Raw genomic sequence first — 20,838 nt, forward strand, 5'->3', positions numbered from 1 at the left:
CGGGAACGAACCGTTCGATCGCTGACAGGAACGTGCTCGTTGTGCGATGTGAGCGGGGCGGCCGACAAACACCATCCGCGCGCCTAGCCTGCATCAGGCCTGGAAGTCGGCCATGGCGCCGATCGGGACGTGTAGCGCTTCGTCGCGCGAAAACGCTTCGAGCAGGTGATCGACCGTGACGCGCACGCGCGGTGCCAGCAGCGCGCGATGCGGATACTGCAGAACCATTTCGTACGTGCCGGGGTGGTGGCAGTCGGTCAGCACGGTCTTCAACTCACCGGAACGGAGATGGGTCCAGGCATGATGGACACCGACCTGCGCGATGCCGAGTCCCTCCAGTGCGGCTTGCGCAGCCGCTTCCGGCGCCGAGACGGTGACAACAGGGGCGAAAACGCCGAACTCCGCCAGCGTTCCGTCTGCTTGTCGAAAAATCCAGGGAGACAATCGTCCAGCCAGGAAGCGACGGCCGATAAGCCGGTGCCGGCCCAGTTCTTGAACGGTGCGTGGCGTACCCGCTTCGGCAAGATACGCCGGCGATGCCACAAGAACCATATTCAACTGACATACAGACCGGGAAACCAGCGACGAGTCTGCGATCCGCCCGCCTCGGATCGCCAGATCGTAGCCATCCTGGACCAGATCGATGCGCCGGTCGTCGAAATCGACCTCGACGCGAAGATCGCGATACCGGGCCAGCAGTGTCGGCAGGGCAGGCAGAACCTGGTTGCGTCCGAAAGCCGCGCTGGTCGAGATGCGCACACGGCCGCTCGGGGCCACCGGTTGCCCCGATACCGAACCCACGGCCGCGTCGAGCGCATCGAGTGCGTCGAGGGCAATCTGCGCTTGTTCGAGAAACGCGCCGCCTTCGGACGTGAGCTTGAGCGAACGTGTTGTCCGGTTGACGAGGCGTACGCCGAGCGCTTGCTCGAGGCTTGCAACGTTTTTGCTGACTGCAGCCGAGGAGATACCGAGATTCCGGGCCGCGGCGGCGAAGCTGCCGCTATGCGCAGCCTGCACAAAGGAGAGTATTGCCCGTACACGTTGTGAAGAGTCCATGGCATCAGTCTATCGGTAGCTTGTCTTTTGATTATCAACCTTACGTTGTAGATCGTTCAACCCGAACATACGTTCTCGCGAAGCATCGCCATCGCGATAATGGTCGGTATTGGTAAATCGAAAGGATCGTGATGTTGATCTCCATCGTGTACGACAGCGGCTATGGCCACACCGCGAAACAGGCTCAGGCAATCGCCGAGGGTGTCCGCAAGGTGCAGGGCGCAGAAGTGCAATTGTTCGCGGTTGCGGACGGCCCGGTTCAATGGGACGTGCTTGAAGCCAGCGACGCGATCATCTTCGGCTCGCCGACCTATAACGGTCTCGTCAGCGCGCGATTCAAGCAGTTCATGGAAGATTCGACCCGCACTGCATGGGTTCCGCAAAAGTGGCGCAACAAGATTGCCGCCGGGTTCACCAACTCTGGCGCCATCCACGGCGACAAGCTCAACTCGCTGGTTTCGATGGCATTGTTTGCCGCTCAGCACGGGATGATCTGGGTGGGCGTCGACCTGTTCCCCGGTAAATCCGATGACGAACAGAACCGGATCGGCGGCTGGCTGGGTGCCATGGCTTACTCCAAGGACGAGTCGCCGGAACTGTCGCCGATCGAAAGCGACCTGAAGACAGCTGCTCATCTGGGGCAACGGGTTGCCGAAACGGCCCGTCAGTTCCGCAACGGCCGCGGTTGATCTGCAGTCGTCGGCTGGCCGGGCCGGCGGCGTTCGCACTGGATTCGAAGCCGACTCGGTGAAGGGAAAGTATTGTGGCACGCATATTCATCACTGGCAGTACTGACGGCCTCGGACACGCGGCGGCGTCCACCTTGATCGAAGAAGGGCATCAGGTGTTGCTGCACGCGCGTTCGCAAGAGCGGGCGCGCGCCGTGAACGATCTTGCCGGACGCGTGATCGGTGTGGTGATCGGTGACTTGTCGAGCAGTGTCGAGACTCGACGAATGGCCGATCGGGTCAACGCGCTGGGCCGGATGGATGCCGTGATTCACAACGCCGGCGCCTATCTGTCCGGTCGCAATACCACGGCCGACGGGCACGCCGGCACGCTCGCGGTCAACGTCCTTGCGCCTTATCTGTTGACCGCGCTGATCGAGCGCCCGTCCCGGCTGGTATATCTGAGCAGCAGCATGCACCGGGTTGTGCGCGGCGCGCTGGGCGACATCGATTGGCTGGAGCGGCGATGGAGTTCGGACCTCGCCTACTCGGAGAGCAAGCTGTATGTGACGGCACTGGCCCTTGCGGTAGCACGCCATTGGCCGGACGTCCTGAGCAACGCGGTCGATCCCGGTTGGGTGCCGACGCGAATGGGCGGCTCTGGCGCGCCGGACGATCTCGAACTGGGGCACCTCACGCAAACCTGGCTCGCTACCAGCAACGATTCGGCAGCGGTGACGAGTGGCGGCTACTGGCATCACCGCCAGCTACGGACGCCTGCCGCGGAGGCGTCGGATGTGCGGTTTCAGGACAAGCTCATGAACTCGCTTGTCGAACTGACCGGCGTTCCGCTTTTTTGATGCTGCCGATATACGGGGTCCGGCCGTAAGCTTCGACTCCCGTTGGCGACGTAGTTGGTGTAACCCACGGGGTTTTCGCTTGTACGGCGTGGCATAGGTGGATCTCGGCGCGCGTCAAAACTGCTTTCAGAAAGCGAGCATATAAGAAAAATAAATAAGGTGTCCATAAAAACAGATAAAGGGTGATCTGAATTTGCTCAGCAAGATGCGGAAAGGACTTATCTGGATTGATTCCGCGAGGATCGAGGTCGTCCGCAAGAGACTCATGAGCAATGCTAATAGGATCTATCTGTACGGTGTAGTTAATCGGAATGGTCGTGAGTGCTAGGATCGACCGCTACCACGGAGTACCCCGTTTTGAGGCACTTGGCCACAACGTGGTACCGGGATTTCATTCTCAGAAGATGGGAGAGCCATGCAGCTCCAAATCAACGGCAAGACCTACGAGGTCCATTCCGATGGCGATACGCCCCTGTTATGGGCGCTTCGCGACGAACTCGGCCTGACTGGAACCAAGTACGGTTGCGGTCTCGCGCAATGCGGAGCTTGCTCCGTCATGGTTGACGGCGTGCTGATGCGCTCCTGCGTGACACCTGTCGAAGGTGTGGCGGGGCGCAAGATCACGACAATCGAAGCCATCGAAGAAGACGACGTCGGCAAGCGCGTCGTCGCGGCGTGGGTCAAGCACCAGGTTCCTCAGTGCGGCTACTGTCAATCCGGTCAGGTCATGGCAGCGACCGCGCTGCTCAAGCAGACGCCGCATCCTTCCGACGAGCAAGTCGCGGCAGCGATGATCAATCTGTGTCGCTGCGGAACGTACAACGCGATTCACGCGGCAGTCAACGATCTATCGGGCGGTTCCAACCCACATGCTGCCGTTGCTCATCCGTCCAATCCGACGACGCAGCATGCCGCCACGGCAGTGACCGCGACGCTAGCGGGTATCGCGGCGGTCGGGGCGATCGCGAGCAAGGCCTCCGGCACCAGCGAAGAAGAGCGGGGTGACGCATGACGAAGCTGGCTGACACGTCCGCTCCGAGCGACGTCTTTCCGATCGACGAGCCGACGAACATTTCACGTCGCCGTTTCCTTGTTGCGAGTGCGGGAACCGCTGCGGGCGCGCTGGTTCTTGGCTTCGGTTTGCCGGTGCGCGCCGCGCGCGCCGCCGGCGCTGCGGCGACCACGACGCCAGGGACGCGTGTTCCGGCGTTTCTGGAGATTCGTCCCGACAACTCGATCCGCTTTCTCAGTCCGTTCATGGAAGGCGGGCAGGGGATCTTTACCGCGATGGCGCAAATCGTCGGCGAGGAGCTGGATGCCGATCCTGCCAGCTTTGTCGTAGAAAGCGCGCCGCCCGGTGCCGAGTACAAGGTGATGAGCAACGGCATGCGTATTACCGGCGGCAGCATGTCGGTGCGCATGAGCTATCCGACGATGCGCCGTTTGGGCGCGCTTGCGCGGCAGATGCTATTGCAGGCGGCTGCGGCTCAACTGCGCGTCCAGGTCGATGGTCTGAGCACGGAACCGGGCAAGGTGATCCATCGCGCGTCCGGTCGCTCGCTTGATTACGGGCAGCTCGCATCGCATGCGATGGACTTGCCCGTGCCGGATCCCGCAAGTGTGAAGTTGAAGGACCCGGCGCAATTCCGCTGGATCGGCAAGCCGGTCCAGCGTGTGGACGTGCATCAGAAATCGACGGGCAAGGCGATGTACAGCATCGACAGTCGCGTCGACGGCATGCTGCAGGCGGTGGTTCAGCATGCTCCCCGGCTGGGACTGACCGTGGGTGCGATCCGCAATGAGGCCCAGGTCGGCGCGATGAAAGGTGTGCATTCCGTTCACCGTCTGCCGGGCGCAGTCGCGGTGGTGGCCGAGCGGTGGTGGGATGCGAAGCGCGCGGCGGAGGCGCTTCAGGTCGACTGGCGGGAGCCGGGGGCGGATTCCGCAGTGCGTTACATGCCGGCCGATTTCTCGACCGCGGCATTCGCACAGCGCCTCGCCAATGAGCCGGGCGTCGGCGACGACGCCGAGGTTGTTGGAGACGCGAATGCTGCATTCAAGCGTGCGAAGAAGGTCGTCAACGCGACCTATCACAGCCAGTATCTGAATCATGCGCAACTGGAACCGCCGTCGGCGCTCGCGCGATTCAACGCGGACGGCTCGCTCGAACTGTGGATACCCAATCAGGCGCCCGAGATGTTCCAGGCCGATATCGTCAAGCGTACGGGCTTGCCTGCCGAGAAGGTGATCATCCATTCCCCGCTCCTTGGCGGATTCTTCGGACGCCACTTTCTCTACGACACGGCGCTCGTGTATCCGCAGGCCATTCAGCTGGCAAAGGCCGTCGGGCGGCCAGTCAAGGTCATCTGGAGTCGCGAGGAAGAGTTCCTGCGCGATGCATTGCGACCGATGGCCGCGGTGCGCTTCCGTGGCGGACTCGATGCCCAGGGGCTGCCGATCGCCCTCGAAGCGGTGACGGTCACCGAAGGTCCGACCGAAGCGCTCAGCAACAAGCGAGGCGAGACAGTCGATCACAGTGCCGTTGAAGGGCTGGCCGGCAAGAAATATGCGATTCCGGATCGCCGGATCGCTCGGCTTTATGTAAAGAGTCCGATGGTGCAAGGTTACTGGCGCTCGGTCGGCAATTCGATGAACGACTTTTTCTATGAGACGTTCCTGGATGAACTGGCCGACGAGGGGGGGCACGACCCGTATGACTTGCGGATGCGGATGTTGAGCGGCAACAAGCGGCTCACGAATCTGCTGCGTGCGGTGGGCGAAAAGTCCGGAGGTTGGAAGCGCGGACCGTTTACGGCAAGCGACGGAACGCGTCGCGCGCGTGGAGTTGCGATGGCAAGTCCCTTCGGTACCGAGACGGCAGTGATTGCGGAGGTGTCGATCGAGCAAGGGCAAGTCAAGGTGCACGATATCTGGGAGGCGATTGATCCTGGCAGCATCGTCAACCCGGCCATCGTCCAGGCGCAGGTGAGCGGTGCAGTGGCACTTGGACTGTCTCAGGTCCTGCTGGAAGAGGTGACGTACGAAAAGGGTGTGCCGACCGCGCGCAACTACGACATGTACCCGATCCTGCCGCCCGCCCGGATGGCGCGCGTACACGTGCGGATCATCGAGAGTGGCGAAAAGATGGGCGGGATCGGCGAGCCGCCGTTGCCTGCCGTGCCGCCGGCAGTGGCCAATGCGGTTGCCCGGCTGACCGGTCAGCGTATTCGCAGCATGCCGCTCTCGCGCTACACCTTCAACACCTGACATCCTGCCCGGAAAGCCACGCCAGACAATGACGAAAAACTGCTTGAAGAAGGTCCTCGCCATCCTGCTGCCGGCCTGCGTTGTCGCAGCGGCCGGCATCGCCTGGTTCTCGACCCGCTCGCCGGCGTCGCCGTTCGACGGTGCTGCCGATACGGGTGTACCGTCGGCCGAACTGATCAGGCATGGCGAATACGTCGCGCGGCTCGGCGACTGTGTCGCGTGCCACAGTACCCCGCGCAGCGCACCGTTCGCGGGCGGTCTCGAGATGGCCACGCCGATGGGATCGATTTTCGCGACGAACATTACACCCGACGGCGCAACCGGCATCGGTAGCTATACGCTCGCGGATTTCGACCGCGCACTGCGACACGGCGTTGCTCGCGACGGCCATCGGCTCTATCCGGCCATGCCTTACCCGTCCTACTCGAAGCTGGCTGACGATGATGTGCGCGCGCTGTATGCGTACTTCATGCACGGTGTGCAACCGGTTCGGCAGGAAAACAAGCGAAGCGATATCCCCTGGCCGCTGAACATGCGGTGGCCACTTGCGCTGTGGAATGCCGTATTCACCGAGCCGGGAGCCTATCAGTCGAAAGCGGCAGCCGACGAACAATGGAACCGGGGTGCCCATCTCGTCCAGGGGCTCGGCCATTGCGGCAGTTGCCACACGCCGCGCGGCGTGGCGATGAACGAGAAGGCACTCGACGAGCGTAGCGCACTCTATCTGGCCGGCGCCGAACTGGACGGCTGGTATGCGCCGAGTCTGCGGGGCGACGCGAACACCGGGCTCGGCCGCTGGAGCGAAGACGACGTCTTTCGTTTCCTGAGGGCGGGGCGGAATCCGCATGCCGTCGTGTTCGGTTCAATGGCTGACGTGTTCAACAACTCGACGCAATACATGACGGACGACGATCTACGTGCAGTCGCGCACTACCTGAAGTCGCTGCCCGGCGATCCGGCACGCGACGGCGCCCCGTGGCAATACGATGCGGCATCCAACGGACATCTCGCGCTCGATCAGCGGTTGAAGGTACCTGGCGCACAGACGTTCATGGCGAAATGCAGCGCGTGCCACGGCATCGATGGACGCGGACAAGGGCAGTGGATACCGCCCTTGTCAGGCGCCGCGTCGTCGATGGCCGGCACGAACGTGTCGTCTATCAACGTGACGTTAAACGGCTCAGGCCGTGTCGTTGCGGCTGGCGTTCCGGACGCGTATCGCATGCCGCCGTTTCGCAAGCAGCTTTCGGATCAGGAGATTGCGGACGTGCTGACGTTCGTCCGGACGTCGTGGGGTAACCGCGGCGGGGTGGTGAAGGCTGACGAGGTGAAACACCTTCGCGAGCGGACGAATCCGGCCAGCAGCAACGTAATCGTCCTTCAGATGCGTTGAATCAGCGGCCTGGCGGGTGCGATTGTGACCCGTCAGGCCGTAATCAAATCGCCAGGTGTGCATGCCTGGTGCCGCGGATGCTCGATGATCGGTGCGATGCGTTCTGCCGTTTTCTTTAGCGTGCGATTTCATTATTCGGTGGCTGGTGTCGGCGGGGCTTGAGTCGACAGGGTGCCCGCAATGGAGTTGTCTGCGCCCAAATCGCGCACTGTTTTCTCGAACCATCCCAATGTGATCGATTGATGATTTCCGTTCATAGGACCATTCGGCCCCAGGCGGCTTATCGGATAGTCGTGACGCTGGTACATTTCTTTCGTCGTCGAAAGCCGACGCACTTTTCGTAGGTGTTTGCGCCGACAGTCACGAAGTAAGGACTGCGACGTTCAAACGATGGGCGATCGATCCCGTCGCAGAAGCATGATCCATCGGTGTCGCGCGAGATTCATCGTCGCGATTTCGGAATCAGGAGGCTCGCGCCGCAAGGCGCAGGAGACGAGGTGACGCAGCGGACAGTACGCAAGGTGCGTGCGATTCCGGGTGTCATGACGTTCAGTGCACGCGAGCGTGCGCAAGGAAGAGCTTTCTGGAGCTGAAACAATGCGTTTTTCATCTACGGCGGCGGTTGGAATTGCACGTGCGCATTCCGAATCGATTCGTTTCCCGCAACGCCGGCCGCGTCAATTTCAAGGGTTCAATTTCATCACGCCGGATCGCCGATCGGTTGATCGCATCGATTGCGTTGGCGCATGCCGCGTTCAGGTTCCGCTCGATGTAGTGGCGTCTTGTCGATGACCAACACATGATCGGCCAATAACGCATCCCGTACGAAGCCGACAGACCGATCGTCGGCTTGCGTTCCTTCCGTACCAATTCAACCCGATATCGCTAGTGCGCGGCGCGATGCTCACCGGACTTGTCCGGGAGCAAGGCGTCGCCATTCCGAGCCTATGCGCAGCGTTCGCGATTCTGGCGGTTAGACGATGCGTCGCGCCCGAGTCGTGTGGCGCCGTTCATGACACGAGCGTCTCGTAGTGACTGCGAGTCGCTACCGGCGGTGTCGTGTGCCGGTGACGCCGGACGGTGGCGCGGGCAGTGCAAATGCCGGGTCAATTCGCGGGGCCTGACCTTGTCGGTTTCGGGTACTCGTCGCCGACCGATACCGATTCGTTGTAATTCTCAGAGGTTGCACCATGAAGATCGAATGGATCTCAAATCGCTTTATTCTCGCCGCGACTGCGGCGGCAACGCTGGCAGCTTGCGGAAAAGCGAGTCCGCCGCCTGAATCGCCTACACCGGAAGTGGGCGTGGTGACAGTTCGGCCGCAATCGGTCCCGGTCATTTCCGAACTTCCCGGCCGCAGCAGTGCGTTCCTGGTTGCGCAAGTACGCGCACGGGTCGACGGCATCGTGCTGCGCCGTGAATTCACCGAAGGCACCGACGTCAAGGCCGGCCAGCGTCTCTACAAGATCGATCCTGCACCGTACATCGCAGCGTTGAATAGCGCGAAGGCGACGCTCGCGAGGGCGCAGGCGAACCTCGTCACGCAGAACGCGCTGGTCGCGCGCTACAAGGTGCTGGTGGCCGCGAACGCGGTCAGCAAGCAGGACTACGACAACGCGGTGGCCACGCAAGGCCAGGCGGCGGCGGACGTCGCGGCCGGCAAGGCAGCGGTCGATACCGCGCAGATCAACCTCGGCTATACGGACGTCGTGTCGCCGATCACCGGCCGCGTCGGCATTTCGCAAGTCACGCCGGGCGCCTACGTGCAGGCGAGCCAGGCGACGCTGATGTCGACGGTGCAGCAGCTCGATCCGGTCTATGTCGACCTGACGCAGTCGAGCCTCGAGGGGCTGAAGCTGCGCCAGGACGTGCAGAGCGGCCGCCTGAAGACGAGCGGCCCGGGCGCGGCGAAGGTGTCGCTGATCCTGGAGGACGGCAAGACCTATTCCGACGCCGGCAAGCTGCAGTTCTCGGACGTGACGGTCGACCAGACGACGGGCTCGGTGACGATCCGCGCGGTCTTCCCGAACCCGGGCCGCGTGCTGCTGCCGGGGATGTTCGTGCGCGCACGGATCGAGGAAGGCGTGAACGAGAACGCGTTCCTGGTGCCACAGATCGGCGTCACGCATGACCAGAAGGGTCTACCGGTCGCTCTGATCGTAGGCACAAACAACAAGGTCGAGACGCGTCAGTTGAAGACGACCGGCATGCAAGGTCGGAACTGGATCGTCGAAGGCGGCCTGCAAGCGGGCGACCGCGTGATCGTGCAGGGCGTCGAGAAGGTTCGTCCGGGCGCGACGGTGAAGTCGGTCGCCGCGCAGTTGCCGGCATCGGGTGCAGCCGCATCCGCCGCGCCAGTCGCCGCAGCCATTTCGGCTGTCGCCGCATCGGGTGCTGCGCCGGCAAGCGCTGCCGCTGCTTCGAGCGCGCAATAACAGGGAGCCTGTTTCATGGCAAAGTTTTTTATCGATCGCCCGATCTTCGCGTGGGTGATCGCGATTGTATTGATGCTGGCCGGGATCGCTTCGATTTTTTCGCTTCCCGTGTCGCAATACCCGAATATCGCGCCACCTGCGATCCAGATCACCTCGAGTTATCCGGGCGCCTCCGCGAAGACGGTGGAAGACACGGTGACGCAGGTGATCGAGCAGCAGATGAGCGGTCTCGACAACTTCCTGTACATGTCGTCGACGAGCGACGACTCGGGAAACTCGACCATCACCATTACGTTTGCGCCCGGCACGAATCCGGATGTCGCGCAGGTTCAGGTGCAGAACAAGCTATCGCTCGCGACACCGATCCTGCCGCAGGTCGTGCAGCAGCTTGGCTTGCAGGTGACGAAATCGAGCAACAACTGGTTGCTGTGGTTCACGTTCAACTCCGAAGACGGCAGCATGTCCAAGGACGATCTGACGAACTATGTTGCGTCGCATGTGCTGGATCCGTTGAGCCGGACCAACGGCGTCGGGCGTACCTTCCTGCTTGGATCTCAATACGCGATGCGAATCTGGTTGGATCCGAACAAGCTGACGAACTTTGAGCTTACGCCGGCCGATGTGACGGCTGCGATCAGTGCACAGAACGTACAGGTGGCTGCGGGTCAGCTTGGCGGTACGCCGGCGAAGCCCGGTACGATGTTGCAGGCAACGCTGACCGAAGCGACACTGCTGCGTACGCCGCAGGAGTTCGAGAACATCTTGCTGAAGGTCAACCAGGACGGTTCGCAGGTGCGTCTGAAGGATGTTGGCAGGGTCGCGCTTGGTTCGGAAAATTATACGTTCGACACGAAGTATATGGGCCAGCCGACCGCGGGCCTGGGGATCCAGTTGGCCACGGGCGCCAATGCACTTGCCACGGCGAAGCTGCTCAAGAGTCAGGTCGAGGCACTTTCCAAGTACTTCCCGCCGGGGATGGTGGTGCATTATCCGTACGACACCACGCCGTTCGTGAAGCTGTCGATCGAGGAAGTCGTCAAGACACTGATCGAGGGCATCGTGCTCGTGTTCCTCGTGATGTACCTGTTCCTGCAGAACCTGCGTGCGACGATCATCCCGACGATCGCGGTGCCGGTCGTGCTGCTCGGCACGTTCGCGATCATGGGCCTTGCGGGCTTCTCGATCAACACGCTGTCGATGTTCGGCCTCGTGCTCGCCATCGGCCTGCTGGTTGACGATGCGATCGTGGTGGTCGAAAACGTCGAACGCGTGATGGTCGAGGAGGGGCTCTCGCCGAAGGAAGCGACCAAGAAGGCGATGGAGCAAATCACGAGTGCGCTCGTCGGTGTGGCGCTCGTGCTGTCGGCGGTGTTCGTGCCGGTGGCATTCTCCGGTGGGTCGGTCGGCGCGATCTATCGTCAGTTCTCGCTGACGATCGTGTCGGCGATGGTGTTGTCGGTGCTCGTTGCATTGATCCTGACACCTGCACTGTGCGCGACGATCCTCAAGCCAGTCCCGCAAGGGCATCACGAAGAGAAGAAAGGCTTCTTCGGCTGGTTCAACCGTACGTTCGATCGCAACCGCGATCGCTATACCGGCGGCGTGCATCACGTGATCAAGCGCTCGGGCCGATGGATGCTCATTTACCTGGTCGTGATCGTCGCGGTGGGCTTCCTGTTTGTGCGTCTGCCGAAGTCGTTCCTGCCCGACGAAGATCAGGGCTACATGTTCATGATCGTGCAGACACCGTCGGGCTCCACGCAGGAAACGACCGGCGTCACGCTCGATAATATTACCGAGCATATGAAGACGGCGGAGAAGGATACCGTCGATTCGGTATTCACCGTCAACGGTTTCAGTTTTGCGGGGCGCGGTCAAAACGCCGGACTCGTTTTCGTGAAGCTCAAACCGTATGAGCAGCGTCAACGTGCGTCACAAAAGGTCGCCGCACTGATCGAGCGCACCGCCGCGCATTATTCGCGGTACAAGGATGCGGTCGTGATTCCGTTCAATCCGCCGTCGATTCCGGAGCTCGGCACCGCGGCCGGCTTCGACTTCGAGCTGACGGACAACGCCGGTCTCGGCCACGATGCGCTGATGGCGGCGCGTAACCAGTTGCTCGGGATGGCCGAGAAGGACCCCACGCTGGCGTTGGTGCGTCCGAACGGCCTGAACGACACGCCGCAGTATAAGGTCGACATCGACCGCGAGAAGGCGAATGCGCTCGGCGTGACGGCATCGGCGATCGACCAGACGTTCTCGATCGCATGGGCGTCGCAGTTCGTGAACAACTTCCTCGATACCGATGGCCGAATCAAACGCGTGTACGTGCAATCCGATGCGCCGTTCCGGATGACGCCGGAGGACATGAACATCTGGTACGTGCGCAACAGCTCGGGCGGGATGGTTCCGTTCAGCGCGTTCGCGACCGGCCACTGGACGTACGGTTCGCCGAAGCTCGAGCGCTACAACGGGATCTCGGCGATCGAGATCCAGGGGCAAGCATCCGCAGGCAAGTCGACCGGTCAGGCGATGGCTGCGATGGAAGGGCTCGTGAGCAAGCTGCCGGTCGGTATCGGCTATTCGTGGACCGGCCTGTCGTTCCAGGAAATCCAGTCCGGCTCGCAGGCGCCGGTGCTGTACGCGATCTCGATCCTGGTCGTGTTCCTGTGTCTCGCGGCGCTGTATGAAAGCTGGTCGATCCCGTTCTCGGTGATCATGGTGGTGCCGCTCGGCGTCGTGGGCGCACTGCTCGCGGCGACGATGCGCGGCCTCGAGAACGACGTGTTCTTCCAGGTCGGCCTGTTGACCACGGTGGGCTTGTCCGCGAAGAACGCGATTCTGATCGTCGAGTTCGCGCGCGAACTGCAGATGACGGAGAAGATGGGGCCGATCGAGGCCGCGCTGGAAGCGGCGCGTCTGCGGCTGCGTCCGATCCTGATGACGTCGCTCGCGTTCATTCTCGGTGTGATGCCGCTCGCGATCAGTAACGGCGCGGGTTCGGCGAGCCAGCACGCGATCGGTACCGGCGTGATCGGCGGGATGATCACGGCGACGTTCCTCGCGATCTTCATGATCCCGATGTTCTTCGTGAAGATTCGCGCGATCTTCAGCGGCGAGAAGGAAGACGTCGACGAGGCGCTGCGCCTGGCTCAGGAGCACTCGCACCACGAAGAGAAGCCGGGCAACGGCGACGAAGGCAACAAGGGACAGTGATGATGCAAAAACACGCTTTGACTGCAATCGCGGTCGCGCTCCTTGCCACGGGCTGCACGATGGCGCCGCATTACAAGCGGCCCGACGCACCCGTCGCGCAGGCGTACCCGGCCGACGGCGTCTATGCGACGCAGCCGGGTGCTGCCGGCGCGCGCAGCGCGAACGGGCAAGCTGCGACCGCCATCGGCTGGCGCGAATTCTTCGTCGATCCGCGCCTGCAGCGGCTGATCGAGATCGCGCTGAAGAACAACCGCGACCTGCGCGTCGCGGTGCTGAACATCGAGGCGGCGCGCGCGCAGTACCAGATCACGCGCGCCGGCCTGTTCCCGACGCTCGACGGCACGGGCACCGGCAATATCCAGCGCGTGCCGCAGGGCCTTTCGCAGACCGGTGCGCCGTACATCTCGCGCGCCTACAACGTCGGCCTGTCCGCGTCGTGGGAGCTCGATCTGTTCGGCCGCGTGCAGAGCCTGAAGGACCGGGCGCTCGCGCAGTACCTGTCGACGTCGTATGCACGGCAGGCCACCGAGATCTCGCTGGTGTCGCAGGTCGCGGATCAGTACCTGACGCTGCTGTCGACCGACGACCTGCTGAAGGTCACGGAAAATACGCTGAAGACCGCGCAGGCGTCGTACGACCTGACCAAGCTGCAGTTCGACAACGGCACGGGCTCCGAGCTCGAGCTGCGTCAGGCGCAGACGGTGGTCGAGCAGGCGCTGTCGAACCAGCAGGCCCAGGCGCGCGCGCGTGCGCAGGCATTGAATGCACTGGTGCTGCTGGTCGGCGAGCCGCTGCCGGACGATCTGCCCGCAGGCATGCCGCTCGACGCGCAGAACCTGCTGACGGACGTGCCGGCCGGCCTGCCGTCGGACCTGCTGACGCGTCGCCCCGACGTGATGCAGGCCGAGCAGACGCTGCTGGCCGCGAACGCGAACATCGGCGCGGCACGCGCGGCGTTCTTCCCGCGCATCTCGCTGACGGGCGCGTTCGGTACCGGGAGCCCCACGCTCGGCGGGCTGTTCAAGGCCGGCACGGCGGCGTGGTCGTTCGCGCCGCAGATCACGATGCCGATCTTCGAAGGCGGGCAGAACATCGCGAACCTGAACCTCGCGAACGTGCAGAAGCGCATCGAGATCGCCAACTACGAGAAGGCGATCCAGTCGGCGTTCCGCGAAGTGTCCGACGGGCTGGCGGCACGCGGCACGTACGACCAGCAGATCGCCGCGCTCGAGCGCAACGAGCACGCGCAGCAGCGTCGTTTCGATCTGTCGGACCTGCGCTACAAGAACGGGGTCGACAGCTACCTGTCGGTGCTGACCGCGCAAACCGATCTGTACTCGGCACAGCAGACGCTGATCAACGCGCGTCTGGCCCGCTGGACGAACCTGGTCACGCTGTATCGCGCGCTGGGCGGCGGCTGGATCCAGCGTGCGGGCGAGACGCCGCGCGCGCCGGACCAGACGGTCGCTTCCGATGGTTCGTAAGACCAAGCGCAGTGCATTGCTCACCCGCGAAGCTATTCTGGATGCGGGTGAGCGTCTATTTGTCGAGCACGGATTTCAGGCCGTCACCCTCGATGACATTGCGAAGTCCGCGACAGTCACGCGCGGTGCCGTGTACTGGCACTTCAGCAGCAAGAGCGATTTGCTGCGTGAAATATTCGTGAGATTGCAGCGCGGGCTGAGACAGGATCTGCTTGAGCTGGCGCAGTGCGCGAGCAGTGCCGCGGCGTCCCGCAACGTCACCCGCTTTTGTCGAATGACGTTAACCGACGGTAGGATGAAGCTCGGCGACGGCACATCTATCGGCTGGTGGATCGCAAACTATGGTGTATTTCTCGAAGATCCTGATACCGCGTTTCTGGTCGGAGAATTGTTTCAGGAGATGCACGAGGCCCTCTCTGAAGTCATCAAGAAATCCCGTGCTGATCAGGACGGCACCGATTCAAAGGCGCGGCGAGCACCCGAAACGGACGCGTTTATGTTGCAAGCGCTTCTTGTCGGATATGCAAGGCTGATCTCGATGCAGGCGCAGCCGCGCAACATCAGGACTACCGCGGCGTGCATGGCGCGGCGGGCGGCAGAGACGATGAATTCGTAAGCTGCTTCAGGCTTCGCAGAGTTGATCTAGATACCGCAGGCATGAGCAAGCTTGCCCCGCCGCAATTTCGCGCATCAATTGGAACGCGTGCCGATCACTGAAACTGCGTGGTAACATGCGCGTTACAGAGACATTACGCCCGTGGGGGCGCGGGTACCCCCAGAACGCGCAATGTAGCATACCGACTTCCAATAACCTTCGAGAGGGAATGCTGCCGATATGATGCGCTCAGTCCAACGTATCCTTGCCATCTTCGAGAGCTTTAGCGCTGAAAGAAGCAGCCTGTCGTTGCAGGAGATCGCCGATCGTATCGATCTGCCGAAATCCACGACCTTCCGAATCGTCCAGAGTCTCGAGCGTGCCGGGTATCTCGTCCGCCTGGAGGACAACCAGTACTGCCTGTCATTTCGTTTTACGAGACTGGCCGGCCTGGTTCGAAGCACACTGACGATTCGCGAGATTGCGCGGCCGTTCCTGCTCGAACTGGCGGAGCAGACGAAGGAAACCGTGTCGATTCACACGGTCAACGGCGGGAACCGCGTGTGCATCGATGCCGTGTCCACAGGCACGGCACCGCTGCGGGCGGTCGTTCAGGCCGGCGAGCAGATTCCGCTGCTGGCGGGTTCCGCGTCGAAGGTGTTGATGGCTTATCTGCCCAAGACCGACCTCACGCCGATCGTGGCCAGCGTCGCACGAGCGCGAAAAATGACGAAAACCGACGTGCTCGAGGAACTCGCGCAGGTGCGTGACCAAGGCTACGCCGTTTCGCATGGCGAGCGACTCCTCGGCATTTCCGCGATTTCGGCACCGATCAAGGACTTCAACGAGGAAGTGCACTATTGCCTGTCGGTCGGCGCGCCGACCGTCCGGATGCAAATGCACGAAAAGGAGTTCATCAAGCTCGCCGTGACGTCGGCGGCCGATATTTCGCGTCAGTACGGCGGCAAGGCGCAGTAGCGGCACATTGTTGCCGGCGGCTGCGCGTTGCCGCGTATGGCAGTCAGAAGAGCGAGCCGATCATGCCTCCCTCGACGGCGACGGTCGAGCCCGTGATGAACCCTGCCTGCATGGACGCGAGGAACGTCACCACCCCTGCCAGTTCCTCCTGGGAACCCATGCGTCCCAGCGGCGTGAGCTTCTTGCGCGCTTCCGCCTGTTCGGCCGTATACGCAGCGCTGCCGCTGCGGTGCGGTGTTTCGATGAGTGCCGGGGCGACGCAGTTCACCGTGATGCCTCGATCGCCGAGTTCGTTGGCAAGGTGCTTCATGTAGGCAGTGACACCAGCGCGGAAGACGGTCGACAGGCTATGGTGCGGCATCGGTGACTTCACGGATGCGGAGGTAATCGCGATGATGCGCCCCCAGCCGCGTTCGCGCATCGTCGGCGTCATTCGCTGGAGAACCTGAATGGTGCTCCAGAGCTGATTCTGGTACGCCTCGTTCCATCTGGCTTCGTCGGTTTCGTCCAGCGTCGCGCGTATCGGGTTGGGCGGGCGGCTCGTATTCACGACGACGATGTCGAGGCCACCGAATTCGCGTTCGATCGCGGCCGAGAGGTTCTCCACGTCGCTGCTCACGCGCATGTCTCCAGCCACCGGAAGCGCCCGTACGCCGTACTTTTGTTCGATCTCGTCCGCAACGGCACGCAGTTTGTCGGCCGACCGTGCAAACAGCACGATGTTGACGCCTTCAGCCGCGAGGGCGTGGGCGATATTTCTGCCCATTCCGCCGCTCGAGGCGGTCACGAGGGCAGTTTTTCCGTTGATTCCCAAATCCATGAAGGTTCTCGCAATGCTCGGGGAGGGGATTGGTCGGGTCAGGCCGAAATGATGACTTCGTTGCCTTCGACGCTGAAACGATGCGGCATGTCTTCCGATACCCATTCCATATAGGAGAGAACTTCCGCGAATCGGCGGTCGGCCGGATGCAGTATCTCCGGCCGATATTGCTTGTCGATCGCCATCGGAAGAAACGAGGTGCGTACGATGCCTTCATGGGAAAGGGTCGCTTTTGCCAGCAGCGCGAGCGTGCACGCCTTGCCGTAGGGCATGAACGGATACTCGGGATCGAGATCCGTATGGTTGCGCACGGCGCCGTGCGCCCAGGCCGGTTCGTCGTGCCATGACGGCGCGGCGAACGGCTTTGTCATCGCGAACACGCCGAGGCTATAGAAGATCGTCTTGCCTCGATAAACCTCGATCGCCTTCGGGATGTGCGGGGAATGTCCGACGACGAGGTCGGCGCCGGCATCGATCGCCGCGTGAGCCACGGCGACTTGATAGTCGGGGATGATGCGCGGTAGGCGAATCACGCCGGCGTGGTACGCGAGTACGACGACATCGACCTGACTCCGCAGCACCGCGATGTCCTCCTGCAACATGCCGAGATCGCGCGGGTCGGGCTCCGTGCGTACACGTACCGACTGATGCGGGCCGCGCGTCTCGTATTGCGTTGCGATCCCGATGTTCATGACGCCCGGCTTGTCCGGTCCGGCCTCACTACCCTTGGCAGCGACGGAGGTATAGCCCAGATAGCCAACGGTCACGCCGTTCTTCTCGACGATCGCGGCGCGCCGCGCTTCCTCGCGGTTCTTGCCCGCGCCCGTTACCTGGACGCCATGTGCGTTCAGCAACGTCCTGGTGTCCAGCATTGCGTCCACGCCCGCATCGCAGCTATGGTTGTTTGCGAGGGTGACCGCGTCAAAAAGCCCGCCTGTAAAGATCTGCGCCATTTCGACCGGCTGGCAGACTTGCGGCGCGTGCTCGGTTTTCACGCCGCGGGCCGAATACGCCCGCATGCAGTTGATGAAGCGGAAGTCGGCGCGCTCCAGTGCGGGGCGGACGAGCGCCGTGTAGCCATCGATCGGAAAACCCTCGTCCGGCCCGTGAACCGGGCCGCAATCTCCTGCGATGAGCAGCGAGGCGGTGTGTGTCATTGCTCCTCCAGCATATATCCAATCGCGCTCACCCGGTCGTTCGATTCAGGCAGGGCGATTGGGTCGTTTGGTTCTGATGAGTGGAACTGGTACCGATAAACAGAACCTATGATAGCATTACTTTCAACGCAGGAAACCGGCATGTTCGAGCCTGGCCGGGCAGCAGGCCACACTTGTTCGCTGCAGTATTCGACGCACGATGCAAGGGGGGCCCGGAGTATTTCTCGTGCCGGGACGGCGGACGATTTCAACCTTGGAGACAGGAGCACAGGAGAGCCTCATGAATTCAACTCATCACGGTCCCGGCTGGACGCCGCCGCAGCGGCTCGAAGGCAAGGTAGCGGTAGTCATCGGTGCCGGGCAGAGCCCCGGCGAAGGATTCGGAAACGGTCGTGCGACGGCGATGCGCTTCGCGCGAGAGGGCGCCCGCGTCCTCGCCGTCGACAGGAATTTCGAATCGGCTGAAGAAACGGCGGCCCTGATCCGCAGCGAAGGGTTCGAAGCGGTGGCGGCGGCAGCGGACGTGACGCGCGAAAGCGAGCTCGGGCAAGCCATGCTGCAAGCGAAGCAGCGCTGGGGCACGCTCGACATTCTGCACAACAACGTGGGCGTGAGCCTCGGCGGCGGCGATTCAGACCTGATGGAGCTCACCGAGGAAAAATTCGACAACATTTGCCGCATCAATCTGCGCGGCACGATGTTCGCATGCAAGCATGCGGTCGCGATCATGCGGGAACAGCGTTCCGGCGCGATCGTCAACGTTGCGTCGGCTGCCGCACTCGGCAAATATCCGTATGCGGTTTACAAGGCAACCAAGGCAGGCGTGATCGCATTTACCGAACAGCTGGCACTGCAGAATGCGCCCTTCGGTATTCGGGCGAACTGCATCTTGCCTGGACTGATCGCTACCCCGATGGCCGTCGAGACGCGCGTGCGCGAATGGAACCAGCCGCGCGAGCAGGTGGAGGCCGAACGTAACGCGAAGGTGCCGCTCGGCCGGCAGGGAACCGCGTGGGACGTGGCGAATGCCGCGCTGTTTCTGGCATCGGAGGAAGCCGACTTCGTCACGGGTATTTCGATGCTGGTCGACGGCGGCCGCATCCTGAACAGGATCTGAAGAGGTTCGCGTGACCGGAGTGGAGCATCACCCCGGTTCCCGCAGTCCCATTGTGCGTGCGTGCCCGATCAGGCATGCACGCACAAACAGCAAATCAGCGGACGCCGACGATACCCATCCAGTACTGAAGCTGGTCATCCGGCGTATCGACGTCGTACTTCCGTACAAACTCGAGTCGTCCATCCGTGAGGATCCGGAATACGGAGAGCGCCGCCGGCGTGACCTCGACGTCGTCGCCGCGGCGAACCGCGAGTGCCTTGATGCTGGCTGCGACGAGGAGGCGACCGCTCGGGTCGCATGCGAACGTCCGGACGTGAAACGACTGCGTGTCGGCGTGCTGAATCGGCTCGAGGTTGCCGGAGTCGGGATCGATGCGGAACACGGCGATGTTGTTTTCTCCGCCGCCAAACACCTTCCGGCCTGCAAAGTCGACCGTATGGTCGGCGCGGTTTGCCACGTAAACGAATCGACCGTTCGGGTGGACATGGATCGGGCCGCCGAGCTGGCGCGGATTGACTCGGCGCGGTTCCGCCAACGTGTCGACTGTACAGGTCGGGTGCGGATCGATCACACCGCCGGCGAAACGAAACAGATAGATCCGGTTGGTGCGTTCGTCGGACGCATAGAGCCAAGGCTTCGATGGATGGAAGTCGACGTGCCGCGGCCCGAACCCGTACCCGCCGTCGGGCGCGACGATCTGACCGGGTGACAGCTTGCCGTCCTTGAATTCAAAGGAGCGCAGCGCCCCTGGCTCCTCAGCGCGCTCGCCCTGCGCCTGATTGCCGCGATCGACGATCAACGCATGCGAGCCGCCTGGAAACACCATGACCTGGTGCGGATAGATACCAAAGTCCAGCATTTCCGGATGTGCGACCGATGCGCCGATCGTCCCGTCTTGTTCGATACGGTGTACGGTAATCCCGCTCGTCGGAAAATTGTGGCCGTTCAAGATGAAGCGCCCGGCAGGATCCACACACATGTGAACCGCGCGGCGTTCTAGAGCCTGCGGCTCGCCGTGCGCGGACAGCGCGCCGTCCGCCGCGATCGTGAACGCGCTCACGTGGTTGAAGTCGGATCGCACGCGCGGCCCGCCATTGCTGGTGGACACGTACAGATGCGGACGGGACGGGTGGGGCCACGCGTACTGTACCTTGGCCGGCACGCGTATCGTTGCTTTCTTCGAAAGGGTCGCCGCGTCGACGTCGACGTCATAGTGCGTCATCGCATCACCGACTGCGCTGTATAAGGCTACGCCTGCCATGTGGATTCTCCAGATAAGCGCCGTTTTCAGGAACCGGCTTAAAAGACGACCGAACACGCCCGCCGCGTTGCCGGCGTGTTCGCACCGATGTGGATGTGGCGATCGACGTCTTATGCGTGAGCGTCGGCCACCGGCGTGAACATCGGAATCGAATGGCCACCTTCCGATTGCTTGAACACGACCTTGACACGCTGGCCGATCCTCACCGCATCGAGATCGGTATCGACGATGTTCGTCATGAGCGTGGTGCCCTCGTCGAGCGTCACGTACGCAATGCAGTACGGCGTAGCCGTTCCGCGGCGCGTGACGCTGAATGCGTAAATCGTCCCGAGGCCGCGCGCATCCTTCCATTCGAGGTCGTCACTCCAGCAGAACGGGCACAGCGATCGCGGATAGTGATGCGGCTCGTGACAGGCGTTGCAGTGCTTGACGAGGAGCCTGCCATCCGACGCCGCGTTGAAATACGGTTCGTCGCCCGGGTTCAGTGCGGGATCGTTGATCTTGCGGTCTGTATACAGGGTGGCCATTTGC

16 protein-coding genes are annotated in these 20,838 nt (G+C 62.4%); 11 read left to right on the forward strand and 5 right to left on the reverse strand.

Annotated elements, in window-relative coordinates; all coding sequences use genetic code 11:
• Positions 1-93: 93 nt before the first annotated feature.
• The gene (locus SB771_RS13410; protein WP_175705188.1) at positions 94-1,056 is read right to left on the reverse strand and encodes a LysR family transcriptional regulator; all 963 of its coding nucleotides are present in this window, start codon (positions 1,054-1,056) and stop codon (positions 94-96) included.
• A gap of 131 nt (positions 1,057-1,187) precedes the next feature.
• Between SB771_RS13410 and SB771_RS13415 the strand changes: the two genes are divergently transcribed.
• From SB771_RS13415 to SB771_RS13460, 10 genes are all read left to right on the forward strand, one after another.
• Positions 1,188-1,745, forward strand: a complete 558-nt coding sequence (locus SB771_RS13415) for a flavodoxin family protein (RefSeq protein ID WP_175705218.1) — start codon at positions 1,188-1,190, stop codon at positions 1,743-1,745.
• A gap of 74 nt (positions 1,746-1,819) precedes the next feature.
• On the forward strand, positions 1,820-2,584 hold the full coding sequence (locus SB771_RS13420; protein ID WP_175705187.1) for an SDR family NAD(P)-dependent oxidoreductase: 765 nt from the start codon (positions 1,820-1,822) through the stop codon (positions 2,582-2,584).
• Positions 2,585-2,999: 415 nt separating this feature from the next.
• Positions 3,000-3,596, forward strand: coding sequence for a 2Fe-2S iron-sulfur cluster-binding protein (locus SB771_RS13425; protein ID WP_175705186.1), 597 nt, complete (start codon positions 3,000-3,002; stop codon positions 3,594-3,596).
• Complete coding sequence (locus SB771_RS13430; RefSeq protein WP_410721801.1) at positions 3,593-5,851, forward strand: molybdopterin cofactor-binding domain-containing protein; 2,259 nt, start codon at positions 3,593-3,595, stop codon at positions 5,849-5,851. The genes SB771_RS13425 and SB771_RS13430 overlap by 4 nt, the downstream gene beginning before the upstream one ends.
• A gap of 28 nt (positions 5,852-5,879) precedes the next feature.
• Entirely contained in the window at positions 5,880-7,244 is a 1,365-nt protein-coding gene (locus SB771_RS13435) for a cytochrome c (protein WP_175705184.1), read from the forward strand.
• Positions 7,245-8,434: 1,190 nt separating this feature from the next.
• Positions 8,435-9,679 (forward strand): efflux RND transporter periplasmic adaptor subunit, encoded by a 1,245-nt coding sequence (locus SB771_RS13440; RefSeq protein ID WP_175705183.1) that lies wholly within the window; start codon positions 8,435-8,437, stop codon positions 9,677-9,679.
• Between the two features lie 15 nt (positions 9,680-9,694).
• A complete protein-coding gene (locus SB771_RS13445) occupies positions 9,695-12,895 on the forward strand; it encodes an efflux RND transporter permease subunit (RefSeq protein WP_410721186.1) in 3,201 nt (1,066 codons plus the stop codon).
• Positions 12,895-14,379, forward strand: a complete 1,485-nt coding sequence (locus tag SB771_RS13450; RefSeq protein WP_410721185.1) for an efflux transporter outer membrane subunit — start codon at positions 12,895-12,897, stop codon at positions 14,377-14,379. Before SB771_RS13445 ends, SB771_RS13450 begins: the two co-directional genes overlap by 1 nt.
• Positions 14,369-14,995 (forward strand): TetR family transcriptional regulator, encoded by a 627-nt coding sequence (locus tag SB771_RS13455; protein WP_175705283.1) that lies wholly within the window; start codon positions 14,369-14,371, stop codon positions 14,993-14,995. The genes SB771_RS13450 and SB771_RS13455 overlap by 11 nt, the downstream gene beginning before the upstream one ends.
• Before the next feature lie 219 nt (positions 14,996-15,214).
• Positions 15,215-15,952, forward strand: a complete 738-nt coding sequence (locus SB771_RS13460; protein ID WP_208448986.1) for an IclR family transcriptional regulator — start codon at positions 15,215-15,217, stop codon at positions 15,950-15,952.
• Between the two features lie 43 nt (positions 15,953-15,995).
• Here the strand turns inward: SB771_RS13460 and SB771_RS13465 are convergent, their stop codons facing one another.
• Both SB771_RS13465 and SB771_RS13470 read right to left on the reverse strand, forming a co-directional pair.
• Positions 15,996-16,772: an SDR family oxidoreductase gene (locus SB771_RS13465; RefSeq protein ID WP_175705282.1), complete on the reverse strand. Its 777-nt coding sequence runs from the start codon at positions 16,770-16,772 to the stop codon at positions 15,996-15,998.
• 38 nt (positions 16,773-16,810) lie between these two features.
• On the reverse strand, positions 16,811-17,929 hold the full coding sequence (locus SB771_RS13470) for a CapA family protein (protein ID WP_175705281.1): 1,119 nt from the start codon (positions 17,927-17,929) through the stop codon (positions 16,811-16,813).
• A gap of 226 nt (positions 17,930-18,155) precedes the next feature.
• On the opposite strand from SB771_RS13470, the gene SB771_RS13475 reads away from it, so the two are divergent.
• Positions 18,156-19,046 (forward strand): SDR family NAD(P)-dependent oxidoreductase, encoded by an 891-nt coding sequence (locus SB771_RS13475; RefSeq protein ID WP_341770269.1) that lies wholly within the window; start codon positions 18,156-18,158, stop codon positions 19,044-19,046.
• A gap of 94 nt (positions 19,047-19,140) precedes the next feature.
• Here SB771_RS13475 and SB771_RS13480 read toward each other — a convergent pair whose 3' ends face one another.
• Both SB771_RS13480 and SB771_RS13485 read right to left on the reverse strand, forming a co-directional pair.
• On the reverse strand, positions 19,141-20,268 hold the full coding sequence (locus SB771_RS13480; RefSeq protein WP_244096704.1) for a lactonase family protein: 1,128 nt from the start codon (positions 20,266-20,268) through the stop codon (positions 19,141-19,143).
• Between the two features lie 149 nt (positions 20,269-20,417).
• Complete coding sequence (locus SB771_RS13485) at positions 20,418-20,834, reverse strand: Zn-ribbon domain-containing OB-fold protein (RefSeq protein WP_175705279.1); 417 nt, start codon at positions 20,832-20,834, stop codon at positions 20,418-20,420.
• Positions 20,835-20,838: the final 4 nt, after the last annotated feature.

The organism is Burkholderia sp. SIMBA_051 (assembly GCF_046534915.1).
Classification (GTDB): Bacteria; Pseudomonadota; Gammaproteobacteria; order Burkholderiales; family Burkholderiaceae; genus Burkholderia; species Burkholderia ambifaria.